Raw genomic sequence first — 12,185 nt, forward strand, 5'->3', positions numbered from 1 at the left:
CTGGCGCATCCGAATTTTCCGCCACGAGAGCGCCATGCCGATCCGTCACGCCATCGTCCACCTGATCGACAAGAAGCCCGACGGCAGCCCCGCCGTGCTGCACGCCCGCGACAGCGAGCTGGCCGAGTCGCCGGCCATCGACAACCTGCTGGCCGACCTCAACGACAGCTACAACGCCAAGCCGAACAAGGTCTGGGGCTACTTCCAGCCCGAGTCCGGCGCCCACCCGTTCAGCGGTTGGCTCAACGAATACCTCGACGGCGGCCTGAGCTTCGTCGCCTTCAGCCGCCAGGCGGTGGAGCACCTGCAGAAGCTGATGGAGGAGTCCAACCTGTCCACCGGCGGCCACGTGCTGATCGCCCACTACCAGCAGGGCATGACCGACTACCTGGCCATCGCTCTGCTCCACCACAGCGAGGGCGTGGCGGTCACCGACAGCCTCGACGTCACCCCGGCCAAGCACCTCGACCTCGGCCAGCTGCACCTCGCCGCGCGCATCAACATTTCCGAGTGGCGCAACAACCAGACCTCGAAGCAGTACATCTCGCTGATCAAGGGCAAGGGCGGCAAGAAGGTTTCCGAGTACTTCCGCGACTTCCTCGGCTGCCAGGAAGGCGTCGATGCGCCGAGCGAGACGCGCACCCTGCTCAAGGCGTTCAGCGACTTCGTCGAGAGCGAGGACCTCGCCGAGGAGCAGGCACGCGAGAAGACCGAGACGCTGGTCGACTACGCCAGCAGCCAGGCACGCCGCGGCGAGCCGATCGCCCTCGAGGAGCTGTCCGAGCTGATGGACGAGGAGCAGCCGCGCGCCTTCTTCGAGCACATCCGCAACAAGGACTACGGCCTGGCCGCGGAGATCCCCGCCGACAAGCGCACCCTCAACCAGTTCCGCCGCTTCACCGGCCGCGCCGAGGGCCTGTCGATCAGCTTCGAGTCGCACCTGCTCGGCTCGAAGATCGAGTACGACGAGGAACACGACACCCTGACCATCCACCAGCTGCCCAGCCAGCTGAAGGACCAGCTCAAGCGGCGTAAGGACTGATCCGCCGGGCGCAGCTACGCTTGGCCCTTGTGGGGGAGCGAACTCGACGCGCGGCGGCTGATCCCTGGCGGAGCTGCATCCCGCATCGCCGCGGGGGCGCGCCTCCTACAGGTTCGCCGTGGCTCCTGCTCTTGTGGGAGGCCCGACCTCGGGGCGATGCTCTTGGGGCTTTATGGAGGGGCTGCACCCCGCATCGCCGCGAGGGCGCGCCCCCTACAGCGCAGGCAACTAGCGCCAGGAGAGATCGCCATGCTGCGCCTGTCCGACACCCTGCTCGACGCCTGTCTGGGCGATCCGTGCGCGCTGGCGGCCGGCGAGGCCGAGCGGCTGTGCGGCCTCGACCACGACGGCGCCAGCACGCAACTGGCGGCGCTCAAGCCGTGGCTGGTCGAGCAGCAGCGCCTGCTCTGGGCACGCCAGCAGGAGTCCCTGCTGATCTGGCTGCAGGGCCCGGACTGCGCCGGCAAGGACGGCGCCATCCGCCGCGTGTTCGGCGGCCTCGACCCGCAGGGCCTGACGGTGCACGGCTTCCGCCAGCCGAACGCGGCGGAGCGCGCCGAGGGCTTTCTCGCACGCTACCGGCGCCGCCTGCCAGCGCCGGGGGAGATCACCCTGTTCAACCGCACGCCCTACGAGGGGGTGGCCTGCGACCTGTTCGACGGCTTCATCGCCGCGCCAGCCATCCCGGAACGCCTGGCGCAGCTGGCCACCTTCGAGGAGCAGCTGGCCGGGCGCGGCATCCGCCTGCTCAAGGTCTACCTGCAGATTTCGCGCACCGAGCAGAAGGCGCGCCTGCGCAAGCGCCTGCTCGACCCGCGCAAGCACTGGAAGGTCGGCGCCGAGGACCTCGAGGCCCATCGCCGGTTCGAGGAACGCGAGGCGCACTGGGCCGCCATCCTCGCCGCCAGCCAGCGCCCGCAGGCGCCCTGGCAGGTGATCCCCGCCAACCACAAGTGGCTGCGCGACCTGCTGGTCGCCAGCCTGGTCGCCCGCGAGTTCGAGCGCCTCGACCAGCGCTGGCCGACCCCGCCGCTGCCGTTCGGTCTCGACGAGCTGGAGCGGGCCTGAACGCGCGCGGTTCGCGCCTGTAGGAGGCCCGACCTCGGGGCGATACTCTTGATCCCTGGCGGGGCTGCGCCCCGCATCGCCCCGAGGTCGGGCCTCCTGCAAGAACCGGCGCTTGACCGGAAACATCCGTTACAACGTCTCGGCCATCTCCGCCCACTGCACCACCAGCCGCTCCTTGGCCGGCTTGCCCAGGCGCTTGATCGCCCGCTCGCGCGACAGCGCCGCGCCCTTGCCTGCGCAGGCCTCCACGTAGACCAGCGCCACTGCCGGGCTGCTATGGAAGAAGCGCGCGCCCTTTCCGCTCTGGTGCACGCCGAAACGCCGCTGCGGATCGTCGCTGACGCCGCAGTACAGCGCACCATTGGCGGCGCGCACCAGATAGACGAACCAGGGTTTGCCGGCGACCGTCATCGGGCCACTCCGTCAGGGAAAGGGCCGCCATTATAGGACGTCGCACGCACGCCTTTTGCCGCACGCGGCAAGCGGCGATAATCGCGACCTTGGCCACCCCCGCCCGGGCACGCCACACCATGCCCTCCAGCCCTTCAGTGCCGGCCGGCTGCACAGCAACCGCGCCGCCGGCGCGTTTCGAGGCTCGCTGAGCTTCTACCTATCAATGGAATCTCCCATGCACGACACCCTGATCCTCGAGCCCGCCCAGCCAGCCACGGCCAGCGTGATCTGGCTGCACGGCCTCGGCGCCGACCGCTTCGACTTCCAGCCGGTCGCCGAGGCGCTGCAGGGCGTGCTGCCCGGCGTGCGCTTCGTGCTGCCGCAGGCGCCGACCCGCCCGGTCACCCTCAACGGCGGCTGGAGCATGCCGTCCTGGTACGACATCATCGCCCTGCAGCCCGAGCGCGCCATCGACATGGACCAGTTGGAGGACTCCGCCAGCCAGGTGCTGGCGCTGATCGAGGCGCAGCGCGCCGCTGGCATCCCCGCCGCGCGGATCTTCCTCGCCGGCTTCTCCCAGGGCGGCGCCGTGGTGCTGCACAGCGCCTTCCGCCGCTGGTCCGGCGAGCTGGGCGGGGTGCTGGCGCTGTCCACCTACGCGCCGACCTTCGCCGTCGACCAGCAGCTGGGCGCCATCCAGCAGAGCCATACGGTGCTGTGCCTGCATGGTCGCGACGACCAGGTGGTCCCGCACGCCCTCGGCCGCCGCGCCCACGACTGGCTGGCCGCGCGCGGCGTCGAGGTGACCTGGCGCGACTATCCGATGGGCCACGAGGTGGTCAACGAGGAGCTACGCGATATCGCCCTGTGGCTGGCCGAACGGCTGGCGGACTGAGCGGGAACAGCCCCGGTCACCGAGCGTGATGGGAACGGCGCAGAAACCGCGTGGCGGCTTCGCCATACTCCCATCTTGCTTTACACTGCAACCTGTATCTTCAATCCAGATCGAGATGACCGTGCTCAAGGCACTCAAAAAATTCCTCAGCAAGGACGCGGCGGCCCAGGTGGCCCAGCCCGTCACCCCAGTGGCTGCCGACGCCGAACCGCGCAGCAGCGCACCGACCAGCACTGCCGCGGCGCCGGCCGAGCAGCCCCGCGCCGAGGGCGGCCGCGCGAAGAAGCCGCGCAGCAACAAGCCCCGTGGCGACAAACCGCGCGACGACCAGCCGCGCGAAGAGACCAGCGTCGCAGGCCAGCCGGCAGGCAGCGAGCAGCCTGCCGCAAGCCAGCCCAAGGCCGACAAGCCGCGCCGCGAGCGCGCCCCGCGCAAGCCGGTGGTGGATAACTGGAAGCCGGAAGACTTCGTGGTCGAGCCTGCCGAAGGCAAGACCCGCTTCCACGACTTCCGCCTCGCCCCCGAGCTGATGCACGCCATCCACGACCTCGGCTTCCCCTACTGCACGCCGATCCAGGCGCAGGTGCTCGGCTACACCCTCAAGGGCCAGGACGCCATCGGCCGCGCGCAGACCGGCACCGGCAAGACCGCCGCGTTCCTGATCTCGACCATCACCCAGCTGCTGGAAACGCCGCCGCCCAAGGAACGCTACATGGGCGAGCCGCGCGCGCTGATCATCGCGCCGACCCGCGAGCTGGTGGTGCAGATCGCCAACGACGCCCTGGCGCTGACCAAGTACACCAAGCTCAACGTGATGAGCTTCGTCGGCGGCATGGACTTCGACAAGCAGCTCAAGCAGCTGGAATCGCGCTACTGCGACATCCTGGTGGCCACCCCCGGCCGCCTTCTCGACTTCAACCAGCGCGGCGAAGTGCACCTGGACATGGTCGAGGTGATGGTGCTCGACGAGGCCGACCGCATGCTCGACATGGGCTTCATCCCGCAGGTGCGGCAGATCATCCGCCAGACCCCGCCGAAGGGCGAACGGCAGACCCTGCTGTTCTCCGCCACCTTCACCGAAGACGTGATGAACCTGGCCAAGCAGTGGACCATCGAGCCGGCGATCGTCGAGATCGAGCCGGAGCACGTCGCCAGCGACACCGTCGAGCAGCACGTCTACGCGGTGGCCGGCAGCGACAAGTACAAGCTGCTGTACAACCTGATCACCCAGAACGACTGGATCCGGGTGATGGTGTTCGCCAACCGCAAGGACGAGGTGCGCCGCATCGAGGAACGCCTGACCCGCGACGGCATCAGCGCGGTGCAGATGTCCGGCGACGTGCCGCAGCACAAGCGCATCAAGGCCCTGGAAGGCTTCCGCGAAGGCAAGATCCGCGTGATGGTCGCCACCGACGTGGCCGGCCGCGGCATCCACGTCGACGCCATCAGCCACGTGATCAACTTCACCCTGCCGGAAGATCCCGACGACTACGTGCACCGCATCGGGCGTACCGGCCGTGCCGGCGCCAGCGGCACCTCGATCAGCTTCGCCGGCGAGGACGATGCCTTCGCCCTGCCGCCGATCGAGGCGCTGATCGGCCGCAAGATCCAGTGCGAGATGCCGCCCGCCGAGCTGCTCAAGCCGGTGCCGCGCAAACACTGAGTCCTGCCCGCACCCTCTCCCGTCCGCGGGAGAGGGGCGCATTTCCTGCTCCCCCGCCCCGCGCCATCCCCTGCCCATGTCCCGATTGCTACCGTTACTGCTCGTCCTGTTCCTCGCCCTGCCCGCCCATGTCCCACCCGTGCAGGCCGAGGGCTTCCTGTCGCGCCTGCTCGACAAGCCGGTCCCCGGCGGCGTCGCCGTGGTCGACCTGGGCGACGCCGCCGAGCGCCCCGCCGCCCGCTACCAGGGCAAGCCGGTGCTGGTGGTCCGGGAGGATGGCCAACGCTGGATCGCCGTGGTCGGCCTGCCGCTGACCGTAAAGGCCGGCCGCGAACAGCTCGAACTGGACGACGGCCGCCGCCTGGCCTTCAGCGTCGGCAGCCGTCACTACAAGGAACAGCGCATCACCCTGAAGGACCAGCAGCAGGTCACCCCGAACGCCGCCAACCTGGCGCGCATCGAGCGCGAACTGGCGGTGCAGACCGAGGCCTATCGCCGCTTCAGCCCGCGCCAGCCGAGCAACCTGCTGTTCGACAAGCCGGTCGCCGGGCCGCTGTCCAGCCCGTTCGGCCTGCGCCGCTTCTTCAACGGCGAGGAACGCAACCCGCACTCGGGCCTCGACTTCGCCGTGCCGGCCGGCACCCCGGTCAAGGCACCGGCGGCGGGCAAGGTGATCCTGGTCGGCGACTACTTCTTCAACGGCAAGACGGTGTTCGTCGACCACGGCCAGGGGCTGATCAGCATGTTCTGCCACCTGTCGCAGATCGGCGTGCAGGTCGGCGACGAACTGGCGCGCGGCGCGGTGCTCGGCAAGGTCGGCGCCACCGGCCGCGCCACCGGACCGCACCTGCACTGGAACGTCAGCCTCAACGACGCCCGGGTCGACCCGAGCATCTTCATCGGCGCCTTCCGGCCCTGACGGGCACCCTCCTGCACGGCTCGCCAAGCGGCCCACGCCGGCTAAGCTGCACCAGAGGCACGTATCCGGGAGCGCCGCCGCGGCGGCTCGCTTCCGGCGCCCAGGAGTAGCTCATGCCCGAACTCGCGCTGGCCCTCGACTGGCTGCAGACCCGGCCCTACCTGCTCACCGCGCTGAGCGCCGCCCTGCTGCTGGGCATCGCCTGGCTGGCCAACTGGCTGGTCAAGCACCTGCTGGCGCGCGCCCTGCACCGCAGCCTGAGCGCCACGCCACTGGGCCGCCACCTGCCCAGCTACGAGCAGAGCATCGTCCGCCGCCTCGCCAACATCGTGCCGGCGCTGATCCTGTCCAACGGGGTGGACCTGGTCCCCGGCCTGCACCCGGCGGCGGTGACCGTGGTGGAGAACGTCTGCCGCGCCTTCATCGTGCTGACCATCGCCCTGGCCATCGGCGGTGCACTGCGCCAGGCCAACCGCCTCTACGAGCAGCGCCCGGGCGCCCACCTCAAGCCGATCAAGGGCTACCTGCAGGTGCTGGAGATCGCCGTGTACACCCTGGCCAGCATCCTGATGATCGCCACGCTGGTCGACCGCTCGCCGCTGATCCTGCTCTCCGGCCTCGGCGCCATGGCCGCGGTGCTGATGCTGATCTTCCAGCACACCCTGCTGTCCGTGGTGGCCAGCGTGCAGATCTCCTCCAACGACATCATCCGCGTCGGCGACTGGGTGGAGATGCCGCAGCTCAACGCCGACGGCGACGTGATCGACATCGCCCTGCACACCGTCAAGGTGCAGAACTGGGACAAGACCATCACCTGCATCCCCACCAAGCGCTTCATCAGCGACCCGTTCAAGAACTGGCGCGGCATGCACGAGTCGGGCGGGCGACGGATCAAGCGCAGCCTGTACCTGGACCAGGACAGCGTGCGCTTTCTGGTTGCCGCGGAGGTCGAGCAGCTGCGCCACTTCGCCCTGCTGCGCGACTACCTCGCTCAGAAGGAGAGCGAGCTGGAGACGTGGAACCGGCAGCTGCGCGCGCAGGGCGCCGCGCCGCTCAACCAGCGCCGCCTGACCAACCTCGGCACCTTCCGCGCCTACGTGGAGGTCTACCTGCGCCACAACCCGCAGATCCGCCAGGACATGACCCTGCTGGTACGCCAGCTCGCCCCCACCGCCACCGGCCTGCCGCTGGAGCTGTACTGCTTCACCGCCACCACCGTGTGGGCCGACTACGAGCGCATCCAGGCGGACATCTTCGACCATCTGCTGGCGATCCTCCCGGAGTTCGGCCTGCGCGTATTCCAGTATCCGAGCGGTGCCGAACTGCGCGAGTGGCGGCTGCCGCACACCGAGTAGCGCGAACGGCAGACTGCACACGCCTGACGCCCCGGTGGGGCGGCAGTGCCTGTGGGAGGCCCGACCTCGGGGCGATGCTCTTGATCCCTGACGGGCCTGCGGCCCACATCGCCGCGAGGTCGCGCCTCCCACCAGGGCCAGGCGCGCATGGCCGGGATCAGAAGCTCAGATCCACCCGCGTCCAGTAGGTACGCCCTGGCTCGTTGATGCGGGTCTCGGCGGGGAAGCCGAAGCCGGCGTTGCCGGCCAGGTTGAGGTGCTCGGAGTAGGCCTTGTCGAGCAGGTTGTCGACGCCGGCGCTGAACTTGAGGTTCCGGCTCAGCCGATAGGCGCCGTTCCACGACAGCACGCCGAAGCCCGAGCTCTCGTCGAAGTCCTTGCCGACCACGGTGCCCTGGTTCTCGGCGATGCGCTTCTGCGCCGCCACCACGCGCCACAGGCCGCTGGTGCTCCAGTTGTCACGCTCGTAGGTGAGAGCGAAGCGCGCTTCCAGCGGCGGGATCTGCGGCAGGGCGCGGTCGTCCGAGGTGTTCTCGCCCCAGGCGTAGGCCAGGGTGGCGTCGCCCTTCCAGTTCGGGGTGAAGCGGTAGGCCACGCCGGCCTCGGCGCCGGCGATGCGCGCGTCGACGTTCTCCACCACGGTGCGGGTCATGCCGGCCATGATCCCCGGCACGTAGTCGAACAGGATGTAGTCCTCGACCACCCCGGCATAGGCAGAGGCCCAGGCCTCAAGCCCCCCCTGGCGGTACTGGATGCCCAGGTCGAGCTGGGTGGTCTTCTCCGGCTTGACCGTCTCGAAGGCCTGGATGCTGCCCACCGGGCCGGCGCTGGCGGAGAACAGCTCCCAGTAGTCGGGGAAGCGCTCGCTGTGGCCGAGGCCGAGGTAGGTGGTGGCCGGCAGGCGCTGCAGGTCCTCCTCGTAGCGCAGGAAACCGCTGTACAAGGTGTCGTGGCGCTCCTCGTCGGCGCTGGGGTTGGCCCAGGTCTGGCTCAGCATGGTCATCGGGTTGTGGCTGGTGAAGGTCTGCCGGTAGTCGTGGGCCTCGGCGCGGTCCAGGCGCGCGCCGCCGATCAGACGCTGGTCGTGGTCGAGCTGCCAGGTCAGCTCGCCGAACAGCCCATAGTTGTGGGTGTCGGCGTCCTTGTTCCAGGCGAACTGGTCGGCATCGGTGTAGGTGCGGGTCATCATGTTGAAGGTCGAAGCGCGCTTGCGGTGCTCGCTGCGCTGGGCATCGATGCCGCCGACCAGCTCGACTTCGTCCCAGCGCCAGGTGCCGGCCAGGCGCCCGCCGAGGGTACGGCGATCGACCTGGCTGGCCATGGGGTTGCGCATCATCGCCATGCTGGCGCTCGGGTCCGGATCGCGCAGACGGAAGTTGTCCATGACGTGGTCGGCATAGTTGTAGTAGACGTTGGCCTCGAGGCCGTGGAACACCTCGCCGATGTACTCCTTCTTGAAGCGCAGGCCGAGGCTCTCGCGGGCGAACTGGGTGCCGTCCATGCCGCGCCCGGCGTAGCGCGACTCGCCGTCGCCCTTGCCGGCGGTCAGCTCGACCAGGGTGTTGGCGTCCGGAGTCCAGCCCAGTGCCACGTCGCTGTTCCACTTGTCGAAGCGCGACGGCACCGTGTCGCCGTTGCCATCCGCGTAGTCGTCGGCCTGCGAGCGGTTGGCCAGCACCCGCGCATAGCCGTCCTGGCTGCCGGCGGCGGCGTCGATGCTGCGGTCGAAGCGGCCGTTGGAGCCGGCCAGCAGGCTGGTGTTCAGGCGCCAGTCCGGCGCACTGAACTGCTCCGGGTCGCGCTCGAACAGCACGGTGGCCGCCGAGGCGCCCGGCCCCCACAGCACGGTCTGCGGGCCCTTGATCACGGTCAGGCGGTCATAGCTCGCCGGGCTGATGTACGAACTCGGCGCGTCCATGCGGTTGGGGCAGGCGCCGAGCATCTCGCCGCCGTTGGTGAGCAGCTTGATCCGCGAGCCGAACATGCCGCGGAACACCGGGTCGCCGTTGACCCCGCCGCTGCGCACCGCGGAGAAGCCGGGGATGGTCTTCAGGTAGTCGGCGCCGTCGCTGGCCGGCGCCGGCTGGCGCGGCTGCCGCGGATCGGTGACCACGGTCAGCGGCGACTGCGGCGCCACCGTGGTGATCACCAGCGGCGCGACCTCCTCTTCGCCGCTCTCGGTATTCTGCGGCTCGGCCGCCTGCAGCGGCAGGGCCAGCACGCCGAGCAGCGCGGCATGCGCCGGCCACCAGCGGCGCTGGAACGGATGGAGGGCGAACGGACGGGACAGGCGCGACTGCGCCAGGGACGGACGGGCGATAACGGACATGTAGGTATTCCACGCAAAAAGACGGACTGCAGGTCGTCAGGCGTGCGCGCACGGGCACGCACGCGGGCAGACGGCCGGGTTCAGGACGGTTTCAGGCGTGGAAGAAGGGCGGACCGCGCGGCTCGCGGCTGGACGGCGGCGCCTGGGGCAGGCTCTGGCGCGGCGGCAGGAACTGGTGGACGACGCTGGACGGCGCCGGCAGGGCCAGCTGCACGGCCGGCGGCAGCGCGGGCGTGCCGGCCAGCAGGTTGCAGTAGCCGCACTGCTCGAGGCACTGCACCCACTCGGGCGGGCCCTGCTCCTGCGCGGAATACTCCGCCAGGGCCTGGCCCTCGCCGCAGTGCAGGGCTTCCAGGTCGATGGCGAACGCCAGCGGCAGGCTGTCCAGCGCCCGCAACTGCGAGTACAGCGGACCGGCGAACGCCATGAGCATGGCGAACAGGCCAAGCCAGGCTGCCAGACGCATGCGCCCTTGCCGAATCACCCGATGCCGTCTCCCTGGAAAGAATTGCGCGGCCAGTCACCGCGGTAAGCGCTCGAAATGATCGCACAGGGCCACGCGCCCACCCTAGTGCGACACGGCGCCGCAGCGAAAAACGCCGCGCAAGCGAGCACAACAAAGCGCGCAGCAAACAGCATGGCAATGCGCCAAAAAGCAATTCTTGGTGAAAAATTCCAATTTTCAGACAATGCTTGCCATCCATGCGCAGCAGCCACTAGGGTTTACGCCATGAACACGGCCTCCCCCCGCATCCCGCAGCGGCAATACCTGGGACTGCGTGACTGAAGCGGCGCCGTTCACCCCGTTATGCCCGCCGCCCTGCGGCCACCGATTTCAGGAATTCGCCATGCCCATGCTGAAAGATCCGTCGACCAAGTACCGCGCCTTCCCGCAGATCGCCATCCCCGACCGCACCTGGCCGAGCAAGGTGATCGACAAGGCGCCGATCTGGCTGAGCTCCGACCTGCGCGACGGCAACCAGTCGTTGATCGAGCCGATGGATGCCGACAAGAAGCTGCGCATGTTCCAGATTCTGGTCGCGGTCGGCGTCAAGGAAATCGAGGTGGGCTTCCCGTCCGCCTCGCAGACCGACTTCGACTTCGTCCGCGAGCTGATCGAGGGCGGCCACATCCCCGACGACACCACCATCCAGGTGCTGACCCAGGCCCGCGAGGACCTGATCCAGCGCACCTTCGAGTCGCTCAAGGGCGCCAAGAAGGCCATCGTCCACTACTACAACGCCACCGCGCCGAGCTTCCGCCGCATCGTCTTCAACCAGGACAAGGCCGGGGTGATCCAGATCGCCGTGAATGCCGGGCAGATCATCAAGCGCCTGGCCGAGCAGAACCCTGACACCGAGTGGCGCTTCGAGTACTCGCCGGAGATCTTCAGCTCCACCGAGCCGGAGTTCGCCGTCGAGGTGTGCAATGCGGTGATCGGCGTGTTCCAGCCGACCCCTGCGCAGAAGCTGATCCTCAACCTGCCGGCGACCGTCGAGGCGGCCACCCCGAACGTCTACGCCGACCAGATCGAGTGGTTCTGCCGCCACATCGACAAGCGCGACAGCGTGCTGGTCAGCCTGCACACCCACAACGACCGCGGCACCGGCGTGGCCGCCACCGAGCTGGGCCTGCTGGCCGGCGCCGACCGCGTGGAAGGCTGCCTGTTCGGCAACGGCGAGCGCACCGGCAACGTCGACCTGGTCACCGTGGCACTGAACATGTACACCCAGGGCGTCGACCCGCAACTGGACTTCTCCGACATCGACGGCGTGCGCAAGGTGGTCGAGGAGTGCAACCAGCTGCCGGTGCACCCGCGCCATCCCTACGTCGGCGATCTGGTGCACACCGCCTTCTCCGGCTCGCACCAGGACGCGATCCGCAAGGGCTTCGCCCAGCAGGACCCGGACGGCGTCTGGGAAGTGCCCTACCTGCCGATCGACCCGGCCGATATCGGCCGCAGCTACGAGGCGGTGATCCGCGTCAACAGCCAGTCCGGCAAGGGCGGCATCACCTTCCTGCTCGAGCAGGAGTACGGCATCAGCCTGCCGCGGCGCATGCAGATCGAGTTCAGCCAAGTGGTGCAGCGCGAGACCGACCGCCACGGTCTGGAGATGAGCGCGCGGCAGATCCACGAGCTGCTGGTCGCCGAATACCTCGACGGCCCGGCGACCTACGCCCTCAAGGGCCATCGCCTGCAGGAAGCCGACGGCGTCACCGCGGTGGAGGTGGAGATCGAGCACGACGGTCGCGTGCAGACCCTGAAAGGCACCGGCAACGGCCCGCTGGAGGCGCTGGTCGCCGCCCTGCCGGTCGCCGTGGAGGTGATGGACTACAGCGAGCACGCCATCGGCGGCGGCAGCAACGCCAAGGCCGCGGCCTACCTCGAGCTGCGCGTCGACGGCGGCCGTCCGCTGCACGGCGTCGGCATCGACGCCAACCTGACCACCGCCAGCTTCCGCGCCCTGTTCAGCGCCCTCAACCGCGCCCTGCAGCAGAGCGAGGCGCAGGCGGCCTGAGC

At 69.2% G+C, this 12,185-nt stretch carries 10 protein-coding genes; 7 read left to right on the forward strand and 3 right to left on the reverse strand.

The window, feature by feature from the left end; all coding sequences use genetic code 11:
- Positions 1–34 precede the first annotated feature (34 nt).
- Positions 35–1,042, forward strand: a complete 1,008-nt coding sequence (gene yejK, locus BM297_RS01425; RefSeq protein WP_092427567.1) for a nucleoid-associated protein YejK — start codon at positions 35–37, stop codon at positions 1,040–1,042.
- Positions 1,043–1,294: 252 nt separating this feature from the next.
- Positions 1,295–2,110 carry a polyphosphate kinase 2 family protein gene (locus BM297_RS01430; protein WP_394328002.1) on the forward strand — a complete coding sequence of 272 codons (816 nt, stop codon included), beginning with the start codon at positions 1,295–1,297 and terminating at the stop codon, positions 2,108–2,110.
- 129 nt (positions 2,111–2,239) lie between these two features.
- Here the strand turns inward: BM297_RS01430 and BM297_RS01435 are convergent, their stop codons facing one another.
- Positions 2,240–2,521, reverse strand: coding sequence for a GIY-YIG nuclease family protein (locus tag BM297_RS01435; protein ID WP_092427569.1), 282 nt, complete (start codon positions 2,519–2,521; stop codon positions 2,240–2,242).
- Between the two features lie 217 nt (positions 2,522–2,738).
- Here BM297_RS01435 and BM297_RS01440 point away from each other — a divergent pair, with 217 nt between their 5' ends.
- From BM297_RS01440 to BM297_RS01455, 4 genes are all read left to right on the forward strand, one after another.
- On the forward strand, positions 2,739–3,398 hold the full coding sequence (locus tag BM297_RS01440) for an alpha/beta hydrolase (protein ID WP_092427571.1): 660 nt from the start codon (positions 2,739–2,741) through the stop codon (positions 3,396–3,398).
- A gap of 121 nt (positions 3,399–3,519) precedes the next feature.
- Positions 3,520–5,061, forward strand: coding sequence for an ATP-dependent RNA helicase RhlB (gene rhlB, locus BM297_RS01445; protein WP_394327999.1), 1,542 nt, complete (start codon positions 3,520–3,522; stop codon positions 5,059–5,061).
- 76 nt (positions 5,062–5,137) lie between these two features.
- The gene (locus tag BM297_RS01450; protein ID WP_092427575.1) at positions 5,138–5,980 is read left to right on the forward strand and encodes a peptidoglycan DD-metalloendopeptidase family protein; all 843 of its coding nucleotides are present in this window, start codon (positions 5,138–5,140) and stop codon (positions 5,978–5,980) included.
- 113 nt (positions 5,981–6,093) lie between these two features.
- Positions 6,094–7,335, forward strand: a complete 1,242-nt coding sequence (locus tag BM297_RS01455) for a mechanosensitive ion channel family protein (RefSeq protein WP_092427577.1) — start codon at positions 6,094–6,096, stop codon at positions 7,333–7,335.
- 157 nt (positions 7,336–7,492) lie between these two features.
- Here BM297_RS01455 and BM297_RS01460 read toward each other — a convergent pair whose 3' ends face one another.
- Together BM297_RS01460 and BM297_RS01465 are read right to left on the reverse strand one after the other, a co-directional pair.
- Positions 7,493–9,664 carry a TonB-dependent copper receptor gene (locus tag BM297_RS01460; protein WP_092427579.1) on the reverse strand — a complete coding sequence of 724 codons (2,172 nt, stop codon included), beginning with the start codon at positions 9,662–9,664 and terminating at the stop codon, positions 7,493–7,495.
- A gap of 91 nt (positions 9,665–9,755) precedes the next feature.
- The gene (locus BM297_RS01465; RefSeq protein ID WP_092427581.1) at positions 9,756–10,130 is read right to left on the reverse strand and encodes a DUF2946 domain-containing protein; all 375 of its coding nucleotides are present in this window, start codon (positions 10,128–10,130) and stop codon (positions 9,756–9,758) included.
- 382 nt (positions 10,131–10,512) lie between these two features.
- Between BM297_RS01465 and leuA the strand changes: the two genes are divergently transcribed.
- Positions 10,513–12,183, forward strand: coding sequence for a 2-isopropylmalate synthase (gene leuA / locus BM297_RS01470; protein ID WP_092427583.1), 1,671 nt, complete (start codon positions 10,513–10,515; stop codon positions 12,181–12,183).
- Positions 12,184–12,185 lie beyond the last annotated feature (2 nt).

It is taken from the genome of Geopseudomonas sagittaria (genome assembly GCF_900115715.1).
In the GTDB taxonomy this organism is placed as follows: domain Bacteria; phylum Pseudomonadota; class Gammaproteobacteria; order Pseudomonadales; family Pseudomonadaceae; genus Geopseudomonas; species Geopseudomonas sagittaria.

Coding starts and splice junctions, on each gene's coding strand:
- BM297_RS01440 (WP_092427571.1), top strand. CDS start 2,739: ATGCACGACACCCTGATCCTCGAGCCCGCCCAGCCAGCCACGGCCAGC.
- yejK (WP_092427567.1), top strand. CDS start 35: ATGCCGATCCGTCACGCCATCGTCCACCTGATCGACAAGAAGCCCGAC.
- BM297_RS01450 (WP_092427575.1), top strand. CDS start 5,138: ATGTCCCGATTGCTACCGTTACTGCTCGTCCTGTTCCTCGCCCTGCCC.
- BM297_RS01435 (WP_092427569.1), bottom strand. CDS start 2,521: ATGACGGTCGCCGGCAAACCCTGGTTCGTCTATCTGGTGCGCGCCGCC.
- leuA (WP_092427583.1), top strand. CDS start 10,513: ATGCCCATGCTGAAAGATCCGTCGACCAAGTACCGCGCCTTCCCGCAG.
- BM297_RS01455 (WP_092427577.1), top strand. CDS start 6,094: ATGCCCGAACTCGCGCTGGCCCTCGACTGGCTGCAGACCCGGCCCTAC.
- BM297_RS01460 (WP_092427579.1), bottom strand. CDS start 9,664: ATGTCCGTTATCGCCCGTCCGTCCCTGGCGCAGTCGCGCCTGTCCCGT.
- BM297_RS01465 (WP_092427581.1), bottom strand. CDS start 10,130: ATGCGTCTGGCAGCCTGGCTTGGCCTGTTCGCCATGCTCATGGCGTTC.